We start from the raw sequence: 22,328 nt of genomic DNA on the forward strand, positions 1-22,328 counted from the left end.
ATGGGATCAAGTGTTCGTGAACTGGCCGGGGCCACGCCCGTCACCCGGGACCGCTACATCGACCTGCTGCGCGTCGTCTCGCTCGGCACCGTCGTCCTCGGCCACTGGCTGATGGCGGCCGTCACCACCGGCGGGGTCGACAACCTCCTCGCCGTCGTGCCCGGCCTCCAACCGCTCACCTGGCTGCTGCAGATCATGCCGGTGTTCTTCTTCGTCGGCGGCTTCTCGCACGCGCTGTCCTACCGGTCGCTGCTGCGCAGGCGGCCGGAGGGTTCCACGGACCCGGTGTACGCCGCCTTCCTGCGGGCCCGCCTGCAACGCCTGCTGCGGCCCACCATGGTGTTCGTCCTGGTGTGGGGTGCCGCCGCGCTCGTACTCCAACTCCTCGGCTCCGGCGGCGGGCTGACCGGGGTGACGCTCCGGCTGGTGACCCAGCCGCTCTGGTTCATCGGGGTCTACCTGGCCATGGTCGCCTTCACCCCGGCGCTGCTGGGACTGCACGACCGTTACGGCTGGGGGGCGTTCGCCGCACTGGCCTCGGCCGCCGTGGCCGTCGACGTGCTGCGCTTCGCCGCCGGTGTCCCGTACGTCGAGTTCCTCAACTTCGCCTTCGTCTGGCTCGCGGTGCACCAGCTCGGTTTCCTGCGGGCCGACGGGCGGATCGCCCGGCCCGCGCTCCTCGCCGGCGCGGGACTCACCGCGGCCGTGGCGCTCGTGGCCCTCGGGCCGTATCCGCTGTCCATGGTCGGCATGCCCGGCGAGAAGATCAGCAACATGGCGCCGCCCACCCTCGCCCTGCTCTGCCACGGCCTCTGGCTGGTCGGGGCGGTCGAGCTGCTGCGGGCGCGCGGAGCCCGGCTGGTCGCCAGGCCCCGCGTCCGGGCCACCGTCGTGGCCGCCAACGGAGTCGCGATGACCGCGTTCCTGTGGCATCTCACCGCGATGCTCGGGGTGTACGGCGCGATGCTCGCCCTAGGGGTTCCGCTGCCCGATCCGGCCACCGGGGCCTGGTGGGCGCAGGCGCCGGTGCGGATATGCGCCGCCGTCGCGCTCACCGCACTCCTGGTCTCGGTCTTCCGGACGTTCGAGCGCCCGGCGCCCGCCGTGCCCTCCCGCGGCGCGGGCGGCGCGGGGGCGCTCTCCGCGCTCGGAGTGACCCTCGCCCTGCTCGGTGTGCTGGGCCTGTCGATGGTCGGGTACGCGGGTCTGCTGGAGGGCCGCACCGCACTGCTGATCGCCGTGCACATCAGCGCCCCGGCCGCCGTCGCCATGGCTCTCGGCGGCTGGCTGCTGGTCGAGCGCGCCGGGCGGTGACGTCCGGGCGGGCCCGGGCCGCGTCAGGAGCCGTAGCGATAGCGGCAGGCGGCGATACGGACCTCGTCGTCGACCACCTTGTAGATCAGGCGGTGCTCCGCGGTGATGCGGCGGGACCAGAACCCCTGGAAGCCGTGTTTCAGGGGTTCGGGCTTGCCGATGCCTTCGTTGCCGTTGCGGGCGACGTCCTGGAGCAGGCAGTTGATCCGTCTGAGGATCTTCCGGACCTGTGCCTGCCACCAGACGTAGTCCTCCCAAGCCGCTTCATCCCAGACGAACTTCACTCCGCCAGCTCCCGTACGGTGCCTCCACCGGATTCCAGGCGGTCTATCGAAGCCAGCAGACGACGGGCGTTCTCAGGACTTCGCAGCAGGTACGCCGTTTCCTTGAGGGACTCGTATTCGTCGAGTGCGACTATCACCACCGGGTCGTGGCCGGCGCGCGTGACGATCACCTCCTCGCGGTCGTCGACGACCGCGTTGAGCGTCTCGGCGAATACCGTACGCCTCGCAAGGTCGTCGTGTCGGTGTCAGTCCACCTTCAGCGTGCTCTTCGCCAGCTCGTACGCCGGGAGCATCTCCTTGTGTTCCGTGGAGTCCAGCCCGCCCAGGTGCACCACGACCGGGCCCTTCGGGGTGGCGACCGCGAAGGCCCGCTCCGTCTTCCGCTCGTCCAGCAGCTCGGCCTCGACCGTGTAGGTGACTTCCACGGCGGGCACCGAGCCGGCCTCGGTCTCCTTGTAGGAGGCCCTGGTCGCGTTCTCGTCGCCGGCCACGAAGTCCTCCAGCGCCGCGCGGGGGGCGGTGGAGGGGCCCTCGCCCTGCCAGACCCGGAGGTAGCCGATGTTCCCGGCCGGCTTGGCGTCGATCTCGCAGACCATCGTGGCCGAGCCCTGCTGCCCGAGGGCCGCCAGGTCGGAGCCGGGCTCCACGTCCACCGCCTGTGGTTTCCAGTCCGCCGCCACGTCGAAGGTGACCGGGAGCTCGCATGCGGTGCCCGCGGCGCCCAGGGAGCCGCCCTTCTTCGCGGGTGCACTCTCGGCAGCCTTCGCAGGCGCGCTGTCCCCGTTCTTCACGGCACCGGGGTCCGCGTCCGTACCCCCGCCGGACGGCGAGGAACAGCCGGCCAGCACCGCCGCCGCCAGGACCGCCGGTATCCAGGTCCGCATCGTGTCGCGCATCATGAAGTCCCCACCCCAGAGATGTTCCGCACCGCTCCGACCTGGGGTTACGCCCCATGATCGATCGCCGCACGCTATCGCACCTCTCGCGGCGACTACTCTGGGACGTCGAGCGGTCCCCGACGCAGGGATCCCCGAGGCAGGAGTGAAATGGCCGTCAATCTGGTCAATGTCGAGCAGGTCAGCAAGGTGTACGGCACCCGTGCCCTGCTCGACGGTGTATCCCTCGGGGTGTCAGAGGGCGACCGGATCGGCGTCGTCGGCCGCAACGGCGACGGCAAGACGACGCTCATCCGGATGCTCGCCAGGCTCGAGGACGCGGACAGCGGCCGGGTCACCCACAACGGCGGGCTGCGCCTCGGTGTCCTCACCCAGCACGACTCGCTGGACCCGAAGGCCACCATCCGGCACGAGGTGATCGGAGACCTCGCCGACCACGAGTGGGCGGGCAGCGCCAAGATCCGGGACGTGCTGACCGGCCTGTTCGGCGGCCTCGCGCTCCCCGGCTTCGAGCACGGCCTCGACACCGTCATCGCCCCGCTCTCCGGTGGCGAGCGCCGCCGGATCGCGCTGGCCAAGCTGCTGATCGGCGAGCCGGACCTGATCGTCCTCGACGAGCCCACCAACCACCTCGACGTCGAGGGCATCTCCTGGCTGGCCGGACACCTGCGGGCCCGGCGCTCCGCGCTCGTCTGCGTCACCCACGACCGGTGGTTCCTGGACCAGGTCTGCACCCGCATGTGGGACGTCCAGCGGGGTTCCGTCCACGAGTACGAGGGCGGATACAGCGACTACGTGTTCGCGCGGGCCGAGCGGGAGCGCATCGCCGCGACCGAGGAGTCCAAGCGGCAGAACCTGATGCGCAAGGAGCTGGCCTGGCTGCGGCGCGGTGCCCCCGCACGCACCTCCAAGCCGCGCTACCGCATCGAGGCCGCCAACGAGCTGATCGCCGACGTGCCGCCCCCGCGCGACACCAGCGAGCTGATGAAGTTCGCCAACGCCCGGCTCGGCAAGACCGTCTTCGACCTGGAGGACGTGACCGTCCAGGCCGGACCCAAGACGCTGCTCACCCATCTCACCTGGCAGCTCGGTCCCGGCGACCGCGTCGGCCTGGTCGGCGTCAACGGCGCGGGTAAGACCTCCCTGCTCAGGGCGCTCGCCGAGGCGTCCCGCAGCCAGGGCGACGTGCAGCCCGCCGAGGGGAAGATCGTCGTCGGCAAGACGGTCAAGCTCGCCTACCTCTCCCAGGAGGTCGCGGAGCTCGACCCGAAGCTGCGGGTGCTCGAAGCCGTCCAGCAGGTGCGCGACCGCGTCGACCTCGGCAAGGGCCGCGAGATGACGGCCGGGCAGCTCTGCGAGCAGTTCGGCTTCGCCAAGGAGAAGCAGTGGACACCGGTCGGTGACCTCTCCGGTGGCGAGCGGCGGCGGCTGCAGATCCTGCGGCTGCTGATGGACGAGCCCAACGTGCTCTTCCTCGACGAGCCCACCAACGACCTGGACATCGAGACCCTGACCCAGCTGGAGGACCTCCTCGACGGCTGGCCCGGGTCGATGATCGTGATCTCCCACGACCGCTTCTTCATCGAGCGGACCACGGACAAGGTGATGGCCCTTCTCGGGGACCGGGCGCTGCGGATGCTGCCGCGCGGCATCGATGAGTACCTCGAGCGCAGGCAGCGCATGGAGGAGACGGCCACCCCCGCCTCCGCCGCCGGGTTCGCGGCGCCGAAGGCGGCGCCGGCCGAGACCGTCTCGCCGCAGGCCGCGCGCGCCGCGAAGAAGGAACTGCATAAGGTCGAGCGGCAGCTCGAGAAGATGTCGACGAAGGAGACGTCGCTGCACGCGCAGATCGCCGACAACGCCACGGACTTCGGGAAGGTCGCCGAGCTCGACGCCGAGCTGCGCGAACTCGTGGCGGAACGTGATGTGTTGGAGATGCGCTGGCTGGAGCTGGCCGAGGACGCGTGATCCCTGCGGTGTGATCGCCGGTGCCTGAGGGCGGGCGGTGCGCGGGTGGTACAAAGAAACCCGGCCCGGTCCAGGCACCGGATCCGATCGCACGAAGGGGGACGTGTCGATGACCCAGCCGCCCGGCGGGCACGCGCCACAGGGAGGCTTCGGGGCTCCGTACGACCCTGAGCAGGGGACCTCCCCGCAACAGCAGCCCGGCTACGGGTATCCCCAGCCGCAGCCCGGTCCGTACATGCCGCAGCCCGGTCCGTACATGCCGCAGCCCGGTCCGTACGCGCCGCAGCCCGGTCCGTACGCGCCGCAGCCCGGTCCGTACGCGCCGCAGCAGGGGTACGGCTACGGCTACCCGCCGCAGCCGCCGACGGGTCCGGCCCCTGGACCGGGCGGTCCCCGGGGCGGTGGTCCGTTCAAGGGCAGGACCGGTGTGGTGGTCGGCGCCGTGCTCGCCGTACTGCTGCTGGCCGGGGGCGGGATCCGGCTGGCGGCCGGCGACGGTGGCGCGGAGGAGAAGCCCGTCACCGGGCGCGGCGGGACCACGGCCGGACCGAGCTCCTCACCGACGGCCCATGACGACGGCGAGGGGGCGTCCGGCCCCACCGCCGACGAGCTCAACGCCGGGCGCGAGCCGGGCGAGGCCGAGGTCGCCTGGCTCCGCGAGAACGGGGTCGACCTCCCGGAGTACGGGGAGGAGACGCACGGTCCGTGGTTCGCCGGCGACATCGTCGCCAAGGGCATGTACCGCAAGGTGTCCGGTTACGGGGTGGCCGACGGCGCCGAGCGGTGGAGCCTCCGGCTGCCCACCGACCTGTGCGCCTCACCCACCCTTCCCACGGCCGACGGGAAGATCGTCGTCGCCATCGAGGACAACGTCTCGGAGTCCGAGGCGGAATGCTCCGTCCTCCAGATGATCGACCTCCGCACGGGCAGGGCAGGCTGGAAGAAGACCGTCGACAGGTCCGGGCTGCAGGACGGTCTGTCCCATGTCGCCATGTCCGTCAGCGGCGACACGGTGACCTTCGGGCGCAACACCGCCTCGGACGCCTACCGGGTGAGCGACGGCAGCGCTTTGTTCGGCAAGCGGGAAACGGGTGTGTGCCAGCCGTACGCGTTCACCGGCGGAGCCAGAATGCTTGCGGCCGTCAGCTGCCAGGCGCAGCCCGACGACCCCGTGCGCCAGCAGGTGCAGGAGGTCGACCCGCGGACCGGGGTGCCGAAGTGGACGTACGACCTGAAGCCGGGCTGGGCCGTCGCGCACGTCTACTCCACGAGCCCGGTGGTCGTCTCGATCAAGCAGCCGGAGAAGTGGGCCGTCCTGGTCCTGAACGACAACGGCACCTACCGCTCCCGGATGGTGGGCGACGGCGAGGACTACGCCGTCCGCTGCGGCGAGGAGTCCGTGGACCTCGGCGGCAACCTGGACGGCTGCGCGGGAGCCGCGGCGGACGCGAGCAGGTTCTACCTCGCCACTCTCCCCCTGCCCGGTGGGGCGAAGAAGGAACTGACGAACAAGGTGGTCGCGTTCGACCTGGCCGGTGGCAGGCCGCTGTGGAAGGCCGCCGCTCCGGCCGGGCAGGTCATGATGCCCTTGCGCGTGGAGGGCGGCAAGGTCCTGGTCCATGTCGGGGCCGTGTACCGCACGAGCGGGGCGATCGGCACACTGGAGCCGTCCGGCGGGGCGTACGCGTCGCTGCTGAGGCACCCGGCCTCGGCCGCCGAGACGGAGAGTTCGCTCTTCGTGCCCAAGGTCGCCTACCGGGACGGCCGTTCCTTCCTGCTTCCGCAGCGGATCAGCCTGGACGAGGACGATGAGGAGAAGGCGGCGACGGCCCTGCTGGTCTTCGGCGGATGAACGCCCGCTCCGAATACGGGCGATAGTGGCACGTACGGCGACATTGCAGCAGAGTGGCCTGCGGTGGTTCAGTGAAGTATGCGGGCACCGGGTGAAGTTGAGCTTTCGTCAGCAGAGCAGGCGCCGACCGTCCGTGCGGGCGCGCGTAACGGCGGCATCACAGGCTGGTTCTCCCTTGGGAACGGGGCTGGGCCGTTCCGCTGTTCGATATAGACCGGGTGGTACAAAGAAGCCCCGCTCGACTGTCGTGACGCCGCGGGATCCATGCCCGATTCGCTCCTTTCCGAGGGGAATTCAGCCCAGCGGAATCGCGGGGGAGAACGAACCGGGCACCGGACCGCACGAAGGGGGACGCGCTGATGACGCAGCCGCCCAGCCAGCAACCGCCGCCGGAAGACTTCGGGGCTCCGCAGAAGCCGCGGGACACTCCTCAGCCGCCCCAGCCGCAATCACCCCCCACGGCCACGCCGCCGATGCCTCCCGCCCCGCCGGGGGCGCAGCCCCCGGCCGCCGCGCCGCAGACGCCCCCGGCCGGGCAGCCGGGCTACGGCTACCCGCAGGGACCGGGTGCGCAGCCCGGGTACGGCTACCCGCAGCCCCCCGGCCAGGCCCCGGGCCCGTACGCACAGCAGCCAGGCCCCTACGGCGCGCCGGCCGGACCGTACGCGCAGCAGCCCGGCCCGTACGGTCAGCAGCCGCCCGGTGGGTACGGCTACCCGCAGCAGTACCCCGGTGCGCCCGCCCCCGGCCCCTCCGGCGGCGGCCCCTCCAAGGGCAGGACCGCGGTGATCATCGGTGCGGCGCTGGCCGTGCTGCTCGTCGTCGCCGGCGGGGTCTTCCTCGCCACGAGCGGCGACGAGGAGGCGAAGAAGCCCGTCGCCGGGCCCAGCGACTCCCCGGTCGGCCCGAGCGCATCGCCGAGCGTCGACCAGGGCGACGGCAAGGGGGACGGCCGGGAGGCGAACGACGACCTCAATGCCGGGCGCAAGCCGGGCGAGGCCAAGGTCCTCTGGCTCACCACGAACGGCATAGACCTGCCGCGCAACGGCGCGGACGTGTACGGCCCGTGGATCGTGGGGGACACCCTCGTCAAGGGCATGTACCGCTCGGTCGTCGGCTACTCGGTGGCCGACGGCAAGGAGAAGTGGACCCTCCCGCTCCCCGCCGACATGTGCGCGGCTCCCGCGACGGCCACCGCCGACGGCAAGATCGTCATCGGGGTGAAGAACGGCACCACGGACAAGGCCGACTGCTCCGAGCTCCAGATGATCGACCTCAACACGGGCAAGGCCGGCTGGAAGAAGTCCGTCAAGAAGAACGGCACCTGGGACCTGATGTCCGACATCGGTCTGGCGATCAGCGGTGACACGGTCACCGTCGGCCGCACCAGCAACTCCAACGGCTACCGGGTGAGCGACGGTTCGCAGCTGTTCGGCAGGCCCTCGGGCAACTGCCAGCCGTTCGCGTTCGCCGGCGGCCCCAAGCTGATCGCCGCGTCCGCCTGCCGCACCTCCGACGTGGACAACCCGCAGCAGCAGATCCAGGAGGTCGACCCTGCCACCGGGAAGCCCAAGTGGACCTACCAGCCCAAGCGGGGCTGGGAGGTCGACAAGGTGTACTCGGTGAGCCCGCTCGTCGTCTCGCTGACCCAGCGGGAGGAGAAGAAGTGGTCCATCCTCGCGCTGAAGGAGAACGGAACGCTCCGCTCCCAGCTGGTCGGCGACAAGGAGGACAAGTTCTCCGTCGACTGCGGCCACGACTTCGCGATCTTCGGTCAGCAGCTCGAAGGGTGCTCCGGCCTCGCCGCCGACGCCAACAGCTTCTACATGATGACCGAGGACGACAGGAGCGGCACCGGCCGCACCAACAAGGTCGTCGCGTTCGACCTCAACACCGGCAAGCCCAAGTGGAAGGCCGCAGCGCCCGCGGAGCGGACCATGAAGCCGCTGCGCATCGAGGGCGGCAACGTGCTGGTCTACCTGGAGCCCTCCTATGACAAGGGCGGCGCGATCGCGACGATCGCGCCCACCGGCGGCGCGCCGAAGGTCGTGCTCCAGCACCCGGACTCGACCACCCGGATCGAGAACTTCTTCACGTCGAAGGTCGTCTACGCGGGCGGCCGCTCGTTCGTCGTCAGTGACCGCGTCAGCGCGAGCAACGACGAGGAGGAGAAGGAGCAGACGACCATGATGGCCTTCGGCAAGTGACGGCCGACGCCGGCAACCGCAGCACCTTCCCCACGGACTCCCCTGAGGTACGTACGCCATGACCCAGCCGCCCCAGCCTTCCGACGACCCGCCCCAGGGCGGGTTCGGCACCCCGCAGGACCCGCCTCCCGGCGGCGTCGGCGGGCCCACCACGCCGCCCTCCGACCCCTTCGCCAAGCAGCCCCCGCCCGCGCCGCCCACGCCGCCGGCCCCGCCGGCCGGTGGCTACGGCAGCCCCCCGCCGCCGCCCGCCGGCGGCTTCGGCGCACCGCAGCCGCCGCAGAACCCCGCGTACGGCTACCCGCAGGCACCGCCCCCCGGGCAGCCGCCGACGCAGCCCGGTTACGGCTTCCCGCAGGGACCGCCCGGCACGCCCCCGCAGCAGGGGTACGGATACCCGACCGCGCCGATGCACCCGCAGTACGCGGCTCCGCAGCAGGGCGGCGGCAAGAAGTTCACCATCCGGATGCAGATCATCGTCGCGGCCGTCGTCGCCATGGTGCTGATCGTCGGCGGCGGGGTCATCTACGCCTCCAGCGACGGCGACGAGGGCGGCAAGAAGGACGACCTCGCCTCGGCGGGTCCCGACGGCGGCGAGGGCAAGGGCGGCGACGGCCTGGCCGGCGGTGCGGAGAAGGCCCCCTCGGACACCAAGTCCAAGATCGGCTTCCAGCTCCCGCACCCCAAGGTCACCGACACCACGGTCGTCGACGGGTCCTGGGTCACCGACAAGGTGTACGTGAAGACCGGGGTCTACGAGGTCGTCGGCTACGACCTGGCCAAGGGCACCAAGCTCTGGTCGATCCCGCTTCCCGGGCAGGTCTGCGCCGCCTCCCGGCACATGAGCAAGGACTTCAGGACGGCGATCGCCTTCGAGGAGGGCAAGCCCAGCGCCGCGGACAAGTACCCGTCGTGCAACCAGATCGGCGCGCTCGACCTGGCCGGCGGAAAGCTGATGTGGAACAAGTCCGTCACCGCCGACTCCAGCGGTGACGCACCCATCCGCTTCAACGAGGTCACCCTGAGCGGTTCGACGGTGGCGGCCGGCGGCACCAGCGGCGGCGCCGCGTTCAACCTCGCCGACGGTGCCGAGCTCTGGAAGCCGAAGACCGACGCGAACAACTGCTCCGACAGGGGATACGCCGGCGGGGAGGCCCTCGCCGTCGTCCGCAGGTGCGGCGGCTACGACGAATCGCAGCTGACCATCCAGGCCCTGAACCCGACCACCGGCGCCCCGCTCTCCTCGTACAACATGCCGGCCGGCGTGGAGTACGCGAGCATCGTCTCCACGAAGCCGCTCGTCGTCGCGGCCGACGTCGGCGACACCGCCGGTGACGGCAGCGGCATCTCGGACTTCTTCTCCATCGACGCGGCCACCGGCAAGCTCATCGTCCGGATCTCCGCCGACGCCGACAGGTACGCCGCCGAGTGCGGTTCCACCGAGGTCGAGACGTGCCACTCGCTGGCCGTAGGCAACAACAGGCTCTACGTGCCGACCGAGGAGCACGAGGGCGGCGGGGAGTACGGCGACACGAACGAGATCGTCGCCTTCGACCTCACCACCGGCAAGCTCGTCGGCGGCAAGGCGGACGCGGGCGACCGCTACACGCTGACTCCGCTGCGCATGGACGGTTCGAACGTCATCGCGTACAAGAAGCCCCCGTACGACAAGGGCGGCCGGATCGTCTCCATCGACGGCTCGACCTTCAAGGAGACGGTGCTGATGGTCAACCCGGACGACGAGGCGGCGCGTGACGCGGAGACCAGCTTCTCCAGCGGCTACTCCGAGTTCATCTACGAGAAGGGCCGGCTGTTCATCTCCGAGAAGATGATCAGCGAGCCCAGCAAGAGCGTGAGCGCGGCGGACGACAAGCAGTACCTCGTCGTGTCCTTCAGCACCGTCTGACCCACGCGGGTGAGCGGTGACGGCCCTGCCGGTTGATCATCCGACCGGCAGGGCCGATCGATTTCCGACCGGCAAGTAGCCCTGAATGACTCAGAATTCGGCATTCTGGGGGGCTTCTGCCCGGTAGAGGGGGCGCGGCGTCGAACAAGCGTGTAACTTGCCGGGTCAGAGGGTCGGGGGGCCCGTTCAAGGGCTACACAGCGGTACGCGCTGTACACATGGGGGCAGAACTCGATGGGCGTTCGGCTCATGGTGGTCGATGACCACCGTCTGCTGGCCGAGGCACTCGCCTCCGCCTTGAAACTGCGCGGGCACCGGGTGCTCGCGGCGGCCGCGCCGACTGCCGGAGCCGCCGAACTGGTCGTCAGCAGGGCGCCCGAGGTCTGCCTGTTCGGCACGGCGGCGCCCGCCGAACCCGGTGCGTTCGACCCGATCGTCCGCATCGGGCGGGAACGCCCGCAGGTGGCCGTGGTGGTGCTCGGCCCGGTGCCGAGTCCGCGCGGCATCGCGGCGGCCTTCGCCGCCGGGGCCGCCGGATACGTCCGCCACGACGAGCGCATAGAGGGCGTGGAACGCGCGATGATCAAGGCCCGTGCGGGGGAGGCCGCGGTCGCCCCGCAGCTGCTGCGCGGTGCGTTCGCCGAGTTGCTCCACCCCGCGGTCCAGCCGGACGACGAGGGCCAGCGGCTGCTGCGGATGCTCACCCCGCGCGAGATCGAGGTGCTGGTGCGGGTCGCCGAGGGCGAGGACACGCGGCTGATCGCGGCCGGGATGGGGATCGCGCCGAGCACCGCGCGCACCCATGTGCAGCGGGTGCTGATGAAGCTGGGTGTCGGGTCCCGCCTGGAGGCCGCGGCGCTCGCGGCCCGGACGGGGCTGCTGGACCGGGCGACGGGAACGCCGCAGGGGCCGGACGGCCTCGCGTGATCGCGTGACGGTCCGGCCCCTGCGCGGTGCGGGCCGGGTCTGCGGCCCGACGGTCAGCTCTCCGGCGTACCGGGGGTCCCGTCCGGCACCTGGGCCGGGCGCAGCTTCATCCAGATGAGGAAGAACAGGCCGAGCGCCAGCATGGCCAGGCCGGTCCAGAGGTTGATGTGGACGCCCTCGGCCTTCTTCAGGTCGGCCTCCGACGGGCTGATGCCGGCGATGGTGACGATCACTCCGTAGATCACGAAGAGACCGCCGATGATCCGCCGGATGTCGAAGAGCCGGGCCGCGGTCGCGGACGTGCGCTCCAGCTCGGAGACTTCCTTGTGTGCTTCGTGTGCGTCGGACATGGTGAGTGCCTCCGATCAGAGCGAGTAGGGCAGGTAGCACAGGGTGGCGAGGACGATGGCGCCCCAGCCGAGCAGGGCGGGCTTGCGGTACCAGGCGTCGTCGCCCGCCTCGGGAGCCTCGTCGGGGTCCGGGGACTCCGTTCCGTAGACCAGTCCGGCCAGTTCGGCCTCGGGCTTGGGCGCGGTGAAGAGGGTGACGGCGACCATGACGACCGCGCCGGCGACGAATCCGACGATCGCGGAGACGAAGTTGGCGCCCTGATCGGACGGGATGTCGATGATGCCCTGCTTGTAGATGACGAAGTAGTTGACCATCGCGGCCGTGGTGCCCGCCAGCAGGCCCCAGACGCCGGACTTCATCGAGGCGCGCTTCCAGAACATGCCGATGATGAAGACGACGAAGAGCGGGACGTTGAAGAACGAGAACAGCGTCTGCAGGTACGTCATGATGTTGGAGAAGCTGGCGGCGATGAACGCGGTGCCGATCGAGGCCAGCACACCCACCGCGGTGATCAGCCGCCCGAAGCGCAGGTAGTACGCGTCCGGCTGGTCCTTCTTGACGTACCGCTGCCAGATGTCCGTGGTGAACACCGTGTTGAACGACGACACGTTGGCCGCCATGCCTGCCATGAACGCGGCCAGCAGACCGGTCACCGCGATGCCGAGCACACCGTTGGGCAGGAGCTCCTGCATGAGCAGCGGGATGGCGTCGTTGTAGGTGAGGTCGGAGCCGGGTGTCCCGATCTTGGGCACCAGGACGGCCGCGACCAGGCCCGGGATCATCACGACGAAGACGATGAAGATCTTCGGGAAGGCGGCGATCAGCGGGGTGCGCTGGGCGGCCGAGAGGTTCTTCGCGGACAGCGCGCGCTGTACCTCGGCGAAGTTGGTGGTCCAGTAGCCGAAGGAGAGGACGAAGCCCAGGCCGAGGATGATCGTCAGCCAGTTGGCGCCCAGCGGGTTGGCGTCACCGATGCCGGTGCCGCCCCAGGCGGTCATGAAGTCCGCACCGTGCTGCTTCTCCAGGGAGCCGCTCAGCCCGTCCCAGCCGCCGACGCGCTTGAGGCCGAGCAGGGTCAGCGGGATCAGCGCGGCGAGGATGACGAAGAACTGCAGCACCTCGTTGTAGATCGCCGAGGAGAGGCCGCCGATGGTGATGTAGACGAGGACGAAGAGGCCGGCGACGACGATCGCCACCCACTGCGGCCAGCCCAGGAGCGCCTCCACGACGATCGAGAGGGCGTAGAGGTTCACGCCCGCGATCAGGATCGCCGAGAAGGCGAAGAGTATGGAGCTCAGCAGGTGCGCCGACTTGTCGAAGCGGTGCAGCAGGAACTCCGGTACGGAGCGGACCTTCGACCGGTAGTAGAAGGGCATCATCACCAGGCCGAGGAAGACCATGGCGGGGATGGCGCCGATCCAGTACCAGTGGACGACCGCGACGCCGTACTGCGCGCCGGTCGCCGCCATGCCGAGGATCTCGGTGGCGCCGAGGTTCGCCGCGACGAACGCCAGGCCGGTCACCCAGGCGGGCAGTGACCTTCCGGACAGGAAGAAGTCGAGGCTCGTCTTCACGCTGGCCCGGGCGGCGAAGCCGATGCCGAGCACTACGACGAAGTAGATCGCCAGGATTGTGTAATCGAGCCCGTTCGTGGGGAGCCGGAGCCCTTCGGCCAGATAGTGCATGGGGGGGTACTCGCTTCGTTGCGCGAACTGAACCCGTCGGAACCTACGCCTTTGTGTTCAGAAAATGAACAGTTCGGTTGCCGTTCTTTGTTTGATCGTGATCGAAAGAGTTGAAATGTCCCACTTGGGCCCCACGTGAACCTGGCTGGTTCACAGGTTCTGGAGACATTGACGCGGCATGTTTACTTGTGATTTGTTATGTGCGGTTCTGTTTAGAGGGCGTTACATGGAGGAGCCTGGTGAAGAAGACGGTTACGACCCTCGCCGACGGCCGTGAGCTGATCTACTACGACTCCGCGGACGACGTCGTCCGCGACGCCGTCGACCCGCGGCCGCTGGACGCCATGTCCGCGTCTGACGGGGGCTCGGAGATCCGCCGCGATCCGCTGCTCGGTGACTCGGTGGCCATCGCGTCGCACCGGCAGGGGCGCACCTACCACCCGCCTGCGGACGAGTGCCCGCTCTGCCCCTCGCGCGACGGCCGCCACAGCGAGATCCCCGACACCGACTACGACGTCGCCGTCTTCGAGAACCGCTTCCCCTCCCTCGCCGGGGACTCCGGCCGGTGCGAGGTCGTCTGCTTCACCTCCGACCACGACGTGTCCTTCGCCGGCCTCACCGAGGATCAGGTGGCCCTGGTCCTCGAAGCCTGGACCGACCGGACCGCCGACCTCGCCGAGCTCCCCCAGGTCGCCCAGGTCTTCTGCTTCGAGAACCGGGGTGCCGAGATCGGCGTGACCCTCGGTCACCCGCACGGCCAGATCTACGGCTACCCCTTCGTCACCCCGCGCACCGAGCTGATGCTGCGCTCGATGGAGAGCCACCGCGCCGAGACCGGCCGCAACCTCTTCGACGACGTCGTCGCACGGGAGCTGGCCGACGGGGACCGTGTCGTCCTGGAGGCCGAGCACTGGGTCGCCTTCGTGCCGTACGCCGCGCACTGGCCCTACGAGGTCCACCTCCACCCGCGCCGCCGCGTCCCGGACCTGCGGGAACTCGACGACGCGGCGCGCACGGAGTTCCCACAGGTCTATCTGGAACTCTTGAGGCGGTTCGACCGGATCTTCGGGCCCGGGGAGCCGCCGACGCCGTACATCTCGGCATGGCACCAGGCGCCCTTCCGGGCCCCCGGCCGTGCGGAGTTCGCGCTGCATCTCGAACTTTTCACCATCCGGCGGACCTCCGGCAAACTGAAGTTCCTCGCGGGCTCGGAGTCCGGCATGAACGTGTTCATCAACGACGTGCCGCCGGAGGCCGCGGCCCAGCGACTGCGAGAGGTAGCGAGCGAGTGAGCAACACCGGCAAGAAGTACCTGGTGACCGGCGGCGCGGGATACGTAGGCAGTGTCGTGACGGCACACCTGCTGGAGGCGGGACACGCCGTCACCGTCCTCGACGACCTGTCGACCGGCTTCCGGGAGGGCGTACCCCAGGGCGCCGAGTTCATCGAAGGCCGCATCCAGGACGCCGCCAAGTGGCTGGACGCCTCCTACGACGGTGTCCTGCACTTCGCCGCGTTCTCCCAGGTCGGCGAGTCCGTCGTCGACCCCGAGAAGTACTGGGTCAACAACGTCGGCGGGACCACCGCCCTGCTCGCCGCCATGCGCGACGCGGGCGTGCGGACGCTCGTCTTCTCGTCCACCGCCGCGACCTACGGCGAGCCCGTCTCCAGCCCCATCACGGAGACCGATCCGACCGCCCCCACCAACCCCTACGGCGCCTCCAAGCTCGCCGTCGACCACATGATCAGCGGTGAGGCGCGGGCCCACGGACTGGCCGCCGTCTCCCTCCGGTACTTCAACGTCGCCGGCGCCTACGGAAGTTGCGGCGAGCGCCACGAACCGGAGTCGCACCTCATCCCGCTGGTCCTCCAGGTCGCCCTGGGGCAGCGCGAGTCGATCTCCGTGTACGGCGACGACTACCCGACCCCCGACGGCACCTGCGTACGCGACTACATCCACGTCGCCGACCTCGCCGAGGCCCACCTGCTGGCCCTGGGCGCGGCCACCGCGGGCGAACACCTCATCTGCAACCTCGGCAACGGCAACGGCTTCTCCGTACGCGAAGTGGTCGAGACCGTCCGCAAGGTCACCGGTCACCCGGTCCCCGAGACCCCCGCGCCCCGGCGCGCAGGCGACCCGGCCGTCCTGGTCGCCTCCGCCGCCACGGCCAGGGAGCGGCTCGGCTGGCAGCCGTCGCGCCCCGACCTGGCCGCCATCGTCGCCGACGCGTGGACGTTCGCCCGCCGAGAGGAGCCCACCGCACCATGACCGACAACGCCGAGCTGACCACCTCCTTCACCGAGCTGTACGGGACAGCGCCCGAAGGGGTCTGGGCGGCACCCGGACGAGTGAACCTGATCGGTGAGTACACCGACTTCAACGGCGGCTTCGTCATGCCGCTCGCCCTCCCGCACCACGCCCGCGCCGCGGTGGCCCGCCGCACCGACGGACGACTGCGCCTGCACTCCACCGACGTACCGGGCGGAGTCGTCTCCCTGCATGTCGAGGAACTCGCCCCGCACTCCGGCCACGGCTGGGCCGCCTACCCGGCCGGTGTGGTCTGGGCGCTGCGCGAGGCCGGACACCAGGTCACCGGCGCGGACATCCAGCTCACCTCCACCGTCCCCGTCGGCGCTGGCCTGTCCTCCTCCGCCGCCCTGGAGGTCGTCACGGCCCTCGCCCTCAACGACCTGTTCGAACTCGGTCTGAGCGCACAGGAGATCGCGGTTCTCGGCCAGCGCGCCGAGAACGACTTCGTCGGCGTGCCCTGCGGCGTCATGGACCAGATGGCCTCGGCCTGCTGCACCGAGGGCCACGCGCTGTACCTCGACACCCGCGACCTCAGCATGCGCCAGGTCCCCTTCGACCTGGCCGCGCACGGGCTTCAGCTGCTGGTCGTCGACACCCGCGTCAAGCACGCCCTCGGCGACGGGGCGTACGCGGAACGCCGGGCCGGCTGTGAGGCGGGTGCCAGGGCCCTCGGCATCGACACCCTGCGCGACCTTCCCCACGAGGACCTGGACGAGGCGCTCGCCACCCTGGCAGCCGGCGAGGACGAGTCGGTCGTGCGCTACGTCCGCCACGTCGTCAGCGACAACCACCGGGTGGAGCAGGTCATCGCGCTGCTCGACGCCGGGGACGTGCGCGCGGCGGGACCGGTGCTCAACGCGGGCCACGTCTCGCTCCGCGACGACCTGAGGGTCTCCTGCCCGGAGCTGGACCTCGTCGTCTCCTCGGCGAACGCGGCCGGCGCGCTCGGGGCCCGGATGACCGGGGGAGGCTTCGGCGGCTCCGCGATCGTGCTGGTGGAGGAGGCGATGGCGGACACCGTCGCCAAGGCGGTGTCGGAGGCCTTCACCTCGGCCGCCTACGCCACCCCGGGAATCTTCCCCGCCGTGCCTTCCGCGGGGGGACGGCGGGTCGCTCCAACTGTTTGACCAGGATGAACTCAGCGACGCCGGGCGGGTAGTCGGGGATCTCCCCGACCACCTCGTACCCCTGTTTCCGGTAGAACGCGGGGGCCTGGAAGTCCCAGGTCTCCAGCCGGGAGCGGGTGCACGCCCGGTCGTCGTGAGCGAGGCGTTCCGCCTCGGCGAGCAACTGCGAGCCGAGGCCGAGGCCGCGGTGGCGGCCGTCCACCCAGAGCAGGTCCACGTGGAGCCAGTAGGCCCAGGTCCGTCCGCTCAGTCCGCCGGCCAGGGCTCCCTCCTCGTCCAGGAGCCAGACCTCCAGGGGCACTTCGTGTTCGGCGGAGGTCGTGTGCAGGGCGCGCAGCTCCGGTGAACCGTCCCAGTTGTCGTCGTGCAGCCGACGGCCCAGCAGAATGCGACGTTCCTTGTCTACTTCTGTCTCAAGACGGAACATGAATCACACCCTAAACACCTTGAGCGATCAGTTCCGCGAATCTCCTACCGCCGCCCACCGGCCCCCGTACGCTGATGCTCAGCACCGGTGGGGGCCGGTGTCGTTTCAGGGGACGAGACGGTCGGATGCGACGCCCGGGGCGGGTGGCGGCCGGCACACGGCGGCGGCCGTGTGCCGGCGGTCACCGGAGTGCTCCGGGCGCCGCATCCGAAGCGGTCCGTCCCCGTCGGGGCCGGCCATGGACGGGGGCGCCCCAGGAGCTCACACAGCATGGGGGTGTCTGTGGCGCGTATCCGGGTTCTGGTGGTCGACGACCACCGCATCTTTGCCGAGTCCCTCGCCGCGGCGCTCGCGGCCGAACCGGACGTCGACGTGTCGGCGGCGGGCAGCGGTCCCGCCGCGCTGCGCTGTCTGGAACGCGCGGCCGCCGAGGGCCGCCGTTACGACGTGATGCTGGTCGACGCGGAGCTGGGCATACTCGGCCCGGGCGGCGTCCGGACGATCCCCGCTCCGCGCGCCGAGGGCGACGGAGGCAGTGGCGGCGGTGACGGCATATCGCTGGTCGGCGGGGTCCGCTCGACTCATCCGCACATCCGCACGGTGGTGCTCGCGGAGAAGGACGACCCGCGCCGTGCCGCGGCGGCACTGCAGGCGGGCGCCTCCGGCTGGGTCGCCAAGGACTGCTCCCTGCAGCGTCTGCTGACGGTCATACGCGGCGTCCTGCGGGACGAGACGCATCTGCCGGCCGCGCTGCTGACCGGTGTCCTGCGGGAGCTCACCGCGGCGCGCAAGCACCGGACCGAGTCCGAACAACTGGTGGAGTCACTGACACCGCGCGAGCGCGAGGTGCTGCGCTGCATGGTGGCCGGCCTGGGCCGCAAGGCCGTGGCGGAGCGGCTCTTCCTTTCCCCGCACACGGTGCGCACGCACATGCAGAACGTGCTGGGGAAGCTCGGGGTGCACTCGACGCTCGCCGCGGTGGCGCTGGCGCGACGGGCCGGGGTCGGCCCGGCCGCCCTAACCGGGGATGTTGTCGAACGGGGCGGTCAACTGGCGCAGTAGTCCGGCCAGTTCGGACCGCTGCTGACGGGAGAGCTCGCCCAGGATCGCCCGCTCCTGGTCGAGCAGCCCGGCCAGCGACTGGTCCGCCTTGTCGCGGCCCCGGTCGGTGAGCCGGACGAGCACGCCGCGGCGGTCGCTCGGGTCCGGCAGTCGCTCCACGAGGTTCTTCTTGGTCAGCCGGTCGATGCGGTTCGTCATCGTGCCCGACGTGACCAGGGTCTGGGTGAGGAGCTGGCCGGGGGAGAGCTGGTACGGGGCCCCCGCGCGGCGAAGGGACGTCAGGACGTCGAATTCCCAGGGCTCCAGCTGGTGCTCGGCGAAGGCGATCCTGCGGGCCCGGTCCAGGTGACGGGCCAGGCGTGAGACGCGGCTCAGCACCTCGAGCGGTTCCACGTCGAGGTCCGGGCGCTCGCGGCGCCATGCAGCGACCAGCCGGTCGACCTCGTCCTCCATGTCGATCAGTGTAGAGGGTCCCTCGACGTGAAGTCTCTTGAATTCAAGTGTCTTGACATCAAGAGATTGAGCTTGTGATCCTGGCACCATGACCTCGCCGACCTGGGACCCGCGGCAGTATCTCCGGCACGCGGACCACCGCACCCGCCCCTTCCACGATCTCCTGGCCCGGATCGGACCCCTGCCGCACGAGACGGCCCCCCGCATCGCCGACCTCGGATGCGGTGCCGGCAACGTCACCGCACTCCTCGCCGAACGCTGGCCCGGCGCCCGCGTCACGGGCTACGACAGCTCGCCCCGGATGCTCGAACGCGCCCGCGCCCACACCGGCCCCCTCCTCGACTTCGCCGAGGCCGACGCCGCCACCTGGACACCCGACGGGACGTACGACCTCATCGTCTCCAACGCCCTGCTCCAGTGGGTTCCCGGCCACACCGCCCGCTTCCCCCTCTGGCTCGGCGCCCTCACCGCCGGCGGCACCCTCGCCTTCCAGGTCCCCGGCAACTTCGACGCCCCCAGTCACACCCTCATGCGCGAGCTCGCCGGATCCCCCCGCTGGGCCGACCGCCTCGGCGGCCTCCTGCGCCACGCCGACGCCGTACTCACCCCCACGGACTACCTGGGCCACCTCGCCGCACCAGACCGCACCGTCGATGTCTGGGAGACCACCTACCTGCACCTCCTCCAGGGGGAGGACCCCGTCCTCGACTGGGTCAAGGGCACCGGCCTGCGCCCCGTCCTCGACGCCCTCGCCGACGACCCCGGGGCCCGGGACGCCTTCCTCGCCGAGTACCGCGACCTGCTGCGCACCGCCTACCCGACGGGCCCGCACGGGACGGTCTTCCCGTTCCGCCGGATCTTCGCCGTCGTCCGCACCGCCGGGTGAGTGACCCGGCAGGACGTCACAGCGCGTCCAGGGCCTCCGCCGAGATGTCGAGGTCGACCGAGAACGGAACACCCGTCTTGAGCCGGTCGTGATGGATTCCGGTCAGGGCGTACGCCTTGTTCACGGGGTCCAGCTCATAGACCCGCACCACCGGATGCCGGTCGCTCCCGGCCGTGTCGACCAGCCAGAAGTTCGGGATGCCGGCCGCGGCGTACTTCTGTGGCTTGGTGTCACGGTCGCGGGCCTCGGAGTCGGGCGAGACCACCTCGACGGCGAGGAGCACGTCCGCCGCCTCGAAACGGGTCAGCTCCCGCCCGGTGACCGCCTCGGCCCGCACGACACAGACATCCGGCTCGGGGGCGTTGCGCCGGTCGAGGACGACGGTCATCTCGCGGCGCGCCTTCATCTCCGGCGGAGCGCTGTGACGGAGGCCGGTCGTCAGGAGGTCGATCATCGTGCTGTGGAAATCTCGCTGCGGACTCACAAAAACCAGGCTCCCGTCGAGCAATTCCGTGTGCGGCGGGAGATCGGGCAAGGTGAACAGATCGTCCACCGTGTATCCGTCCTGGGGCGGCACCGGCCAGCGGCTGCTGCACCCGGTGATCGGCTCGGCGGTCATGGTTCCTCCCATGGACGGGATTCTGGTCCTGCAACCACCACAGTAAGGTCCGCTCCGCGACGTGGTCATCACAACGAGTGATCGCACGCACGCGGAGGCGGCTCAGTTCTTCCGGTGCCCGATCAGCCGCGGCTTCGACTCCAGGTTCTCCAGCCCGTGCCACGCCAGGTTCACCAGATGAGCCGCGACCTCGGCCTTCTTCGGCTTCCGCACGTCCAGCCACCACTGGCCGGTCAGCGCCACCATCCCGACCAGGGCCTGCGCGTACAGCGGCGCCAGCTTCGGGTCGAAGCCCCGGGCCTTGAACTCCAGACCCAGGATGTCCTCGACCTGCGTGGCGATGTCACTGATCAGCGACGCGAACGTGCCCGTGGACTGCGCGACCGGGGAGTCGCGGACCAGGATCCGGAAACCGTCCGTGTACTTCTCGATGTAGTCGAGCAGCGCGAACGCCGCCTGCTCCAGCAGCTCACGCGGATGACCGGCCGTGAGCGCCCCCGTCACCAGGTCCAGCAACTGGCGCATCTCACGGTCGACCACGACGGCATACAAGCCCTCCTTGCCGCCGAAGTGCTCGTACACCACCGGCTTGGAGACCCCGGCGCGCGCCGCGATCTCCTCCACCGAAGTGCCCTCGAAGCCCTTGTCGGCGAACAGGGTGCGGCCGATGTCCAGAAGTTGCTCGCGGCGCTCCTTCCCCGTCATCCGGACCCTGCGGGTCCGCCGGGTAGGGGCAGGCATGCTCTTCTCGCCACTGGTGCTTGAGTCGGTCGCCACGTCGTCAATCATGCCGGGTCGGCGGCCGCGGACTTGCGTCGGGAGGCGATACGTGAGGCGTCCGGCCACCGTACGTCCCGCGCCCAGCCCAGCTGCTCGAACCAGCGGATCAGCCGCGCACTGGAGTCGATCTGGCCGCGCAGCACCCCGTGACGCGCGCTCGTCGGGTCCGCGTGGTGCAGGTTGTGCCACGACTCACCGCACGACAGGACGGCCAGCCACCACACGTTCCCCGACCTGTCGCGGGACTTGAACGGCCGCTTGCCGACCGCGTGGCAGATCGAGTTGATCGACCACGTCACGTGGTGCAGGAGCGCGACGCGGACCAGCGAACCCCAGAAGAACGCCGTGAACGCACCCCACCACGACATCGTGACCAGGCCGCCCACCAGCGGCGGGATCGCCAGCGACAGGATCGTGAAGCTCAGGAAGTGACGCGAGATCGCGCGGAGCGCCGGGTCCCGGACGAGGTCGGGGGCGTACTTCTGCTGCGGGGTCTGCTCCTCGTTGAACATCCAGCCGATGTGGGCCCACCACAGGCCCTTCATCAGCGCGGGCAGGTTCTCGCCGAACCTCCACGGCGAGTGCGGGTCGCCCTCGGCGTCGGAGAACCGGTGGTGCTTGCGGTGGTCGGCCACCCAGCGCACGAGCGGGCCCTCCACCGCCATCGAACCGGCGACGGCCATCACGATGACGAGCGGACGCTTCGCCTTGAACGATCCGTGCGTGAAGTAGCGGTGGAAACCGATCGTCACACCGTGGCAGCCCCAGTAGTACATGGCGACCAGCAGACCGAGGTCGAGCCAGCTGACGCCGCGCCCCCAGGCCAGCGGCACCGCCGCGACCAGAGCGGCGAACGGCACCACGATGAACAGGAGCAGCGCGATCTGCTCGACCGAACGCTTCTTGTCGCCGCCGAGCGTGGCGGAGGGGGTTGCGGTGTCGCCTGCCGCCGTCGGCAGGCCGTCGTCGATCACATCCGGGCTGGTGGGCATTGGGGAGTCCCCCGTGGGGTGAGGAAATATGACGGAATGAGCGGGCTACGCTTCCGTAACCTACGGCAACGTAAGTATGGCAGCGAAGAGGCCCGCGACACGAGAGCGCCGCCATGGCAACCCTTGTGCGACAGGGCCCCCCGCTCTCGTGTACCCCCGATCGGGACCACCCCGCAGGGCAGCGGGCACACCGAACCCCCGGACACCTATCCTGGGTGCGTCGGACAGCGCGGTCCGCACTCTGCATACCCGGGGCGAGCCGTCAGCACCACGAGCGCCCC

19 protein-coding genes and 2 pseudogenes are annotated in these 22,328 nt (G+C 70.4%); 11 read left to right on the forward strand and 10 right to left on the reverse strand.

Features of this window, described 5'->3' with window-relative positions:
* Positions 1-1,314 (forward strand): acyltransferase family protein, encoded by a 1,314-nt coding sequence (locus tag OG206_RS19250; protein ID WP_327117702.1) that lies wholly within the window; start codon positions 1-3, stop codon positions 1,312-1,314.
* Positions 1,315-1,337: 23 nt separating this feature from the next.
* Here the strand turns inward: OG206_RS19250 and OG206_RS19255 are convergent, their stop codons facing one another.
* The 3 genes and pseudogenes from OG206_RS19255 to OG206_RS19265 all read right to left on the reverse strand — a co-directional run bounded on the left by OG206_RS19255 (position 1,338) and on the right by OG206_RS19265 (position 2,497).
* A complete protein-coding gene (locus tag OG206_RS19255) occupies positions 1,338-1,598 on the reverse strand; it encodes a Txe/YoeB family addiction module toxin (protein WP_327117704.1) in 261 nt (86 codons plus the stop codon).
* A pseudogene (locus tag OG206_RS19260) lies at positions 1,595-1,819 on the reverse strand (type II toxin-antitoxin system Phd/YefM family antitoxin); the annotation flags it as partial. The pseudogene OG206_RS19260 and the gene OG206_RS19255, both read right to left, overlap by 4 nt.
* Before the next feature lie 24 nt (positions 1,820-1,843).
* On the reverse strand, positions 1,844-2,497 hold the full coding sequence (locus OG206_RS19265) for a lipoprotein (protein WP_327117706.1): 654 nt from the start codon (positions 2,495-2,497) through the stop codon (positions 1,844-1,846).
* A gap of 147 nt (positions 2,498-2,644) precedes the next feature.
* Here OG206_RS19265 and OG206_RS19270 point away from each other — a divergent pair, with 147 nt between their 5' ends.
* From OG206_RS19270 to OG206_RS19290, 5 genes are all read left to right on the forward strand, one after another.
* Positions 2,645-4,462, forward strand: coding sequence for an ABC-F family ATP-binding cassette domain-containing protein (locus tag OG206_RS19270; RefSeq protein WP_327117708.1), 1,818 nt, complete (start codon positions 2,645-2,647; stop codon positions 4,460-4,462).
* Positions 4,463-4,571: 109 nt separating this feature from the next.
* Entirely contained in the window at positions 4,572-6,314 is a 1,743-nt protein-coding gene (locus OG206_RS19275) for an outer membrane protein assembly factor BamB family protein (protein WP_327117710.1), read from the forward strand.
* A gap of 359 nt (positions 6,315-6,673) precedes the next feature.
* A complete protein-coding gene (locus OG206_RS19280) occupies positions 6,674-8,521 on the forward strand; it encodes an outer membrane protein assembly factor BamB family protein (protein WP_327117712.1) in 1,848 nt (615 codons plus the stop codon).
* Positions 8,522-8,579: 58 nt separating this feature from the next.
* Positions 8,580-10,427: an outer membrane protein assembly factor BamB family protein gene (locus OG206_RS19285; RefSeq protein WP_327117714.1), complete on the forward strand. Its 1,848-nt coding sequence runs from the start codon at positions 8,580-8,582 to the stop codon at positions 10,425-10,427.
* A 234-nt stretch (positions 10,428-10,661) separates the two neighbouring features.
* A complete protein-coding gene (locus OG206_RS19290; protein WP_327117716.1) occupies positions 10,662-11,354 on the forward strand; it encodes a helix-turn-helix transcriptional regulator in 693 nt (230 codons plus the stop codon).
* Between the two features lie 53 nt (positions 11,355-11,407).
* Here the strand turns inward: OG206_RS19290 and OG206_RS19295 are convergent, their stop codons facing one another.
* Positions 11,408-11,704, reverse strand: a complete 297-nt coding sequence (locus OG206_RS19295) for a hypothetical protein (RefSeq protein WP_327117718.1) — start codon at positions 11,702-11,704, stop codon at positions 11,408-11,410.
* A gap of 15 nt (positions 11,705-11,719) precedes the next feature.
* Positions 11,720-13,390, reverse strand: a complete 1,671-nt coding sequence (locus OG206_RS19300; RefSeq protein WP_327117720.1) for a sodium:solute symporter family protein — start codon at positions 13,388-13,390, stop codon at positions 11,720-11,722.
* A gap of 239 nt (positions 13,391-13,629) precedes the next feature.
* Here OG206_RS19300 and galT point away from each other — a divergent pair, with 239 nt between their 5' ends.
* From galT to galK, 3 genes are read left to right on the forward strand one after another with little or no spacing between them, the layout of a single operon-like run.
* Positions 13,630-14,682, forward strand: a complete 1,053-nt coding sequence (gene galT / locus OG206_RS19305) for a galactose-1-phosphate uridylyltransferase (protein ID WP_327117722.1) — start codon at positions 13,630-13,632, stop codon at positions 14,680-14,682.
* Positions 14,679-15,659 (forward strand): UDP-glucose 4-epimerase GalE, encoded by a 981-nt coding sequence (galE, locus tag OG206_RS19310; RefSeq protein ID WP_327117724.1) that lies wholly within the window; start codon positions 14,679-14,681, stop codon positions 15,657-15,659. The genes galT and galE overlap by 4 nt, the downstream gene beginning before the upstream one ends.
* Positions 15,656-16,828 carry a galactokinase gene (gene galK, locus OG206_RS19315; protein WP_327117725.1) on the forward strand — a complete coding sequence of 391 codons (1,173 nt, stop codon included), beginning with the start codon at positions 15,656-15,658 and terminating at the stop codon, positions 16,826-16,828. Before galE ends, galK begins: the two co-directional genes overlap by 4 nt.
* On the opposite strand, the pseudogene OG206_RS19320 reads toward galK, so the two are convergent.
* Positions 16,818-17,255: pseudogene (locus OG206_RS19320) on the reverse strand (GNAT family N-acetyltransferase); the annotation flags it as partial. The gene galK and the pseudogene OG206_RS19320 overlap by 11 nt on opposite strands.
* 270 nt (positions 17,256-17,525) lie before the next feature.
* On the opposite strand from OG206_RS19320, the gene OG206_RS19325 reads away from it, so the two are divergent.
* The gene (locus tag OG206_RS19325) at positions 17,526-18,317 is read left to right on the forward strand and encodes a response regulator transcription factor (RefSeq protein WP_327117729.1); all 792 of its coding nucleotides are present in this window, start codon (positions 17,526-17,528) and stop codon (positions 18,315-18,317) included.
* On the opposite strand, the gene OG206_RS19330 is transcribed toward OG206_RS19325, so the two are convergent.
* Entirely contained in the window at positions 18,273-18,770 is a 498-nt protein-coding gene (locus tag OG206_RS19330) for a MarR family winged helix-turn-helix transcriptional regulator (protein WP_327117731.1), read from the reverse strand. The two genes, OG206_RS19325 and OG206_RS19330, sit on opposite strands and share 45 nt — an antisense overlap.
* Before the next feature lie 88 nt (positions 18,771-18,858).
* Here OG206_RS19330 and OG206_RS19335 point away from each other — a divergent pair, with 88 nt between their 5' ends.
* Positions 18,859-19,656 (forward strand): trans-aconitate 2-methyltransferase, encoded by a 798-nt coding sequence (locus OG206_RS19335; protein ID WP_327117733.1) that lies wholly within the window; start codon positions 18,859-18,861, stop codon positions 19,654-19,656.
* Between the two features lie 16 nt (positions 19,657-19,672).
* Here OG206_RS19335 and OG206_RS19340 read toward each other — a convergent pair whose 3' ends face one another.
* From OG206_RS19340 to OG206_RS19350, 3 genes are all read right to left on the reverse strand, one after another.
* Positions 19,673-20,275 (reverse strand): Uma2 family endonuclease, encoded by a 603-nt coding sequence (locus OG206_RS19340; protein ID WP_327122330.1) that lies wholly within the window; start codon positions 20,273-20,275, stop codon positions 19,673-19,675.
* 102 nt (positions 20,276-20,377) lie between these two features.
* Entirely contained in the window at positions 20,378-21,064 is a 687-nt protein-coding gene (locus OG206_RS19345) for a TetR/AcrR family transcriptional regulator (RefSeq protein WP_327117735.1), read from the reverse strand.
* Positions 21,061-22,047 (reverse strand): acyl-CoA desaturase, encoded by a 987-nt coding sequence (locus OG206_RS19350; protein ID WP_327117737.1) that lies wholly within the window; start codon positions 22,045-22,047, stop codon positions 21,061-21,063. The genes OG206_RS19345 and OG206_RS19350 overlap by 4 nt, the downstream gene beginning before the upstream one ends.
* Between the last annotated feature and the right edge of the window lie 281 nt (positions 22,048-22,328).

The sequence above is a fragment of the Streptomyces sp. NBC_01341 genome, assembly GCF_035946055.1.
In the GTDB taxonomy this organism is placed as follows: Bacteria; Actinomycetota; Actinomycetes; order Streptomycetales; family Streptomycetaceae; genus Streptomyces.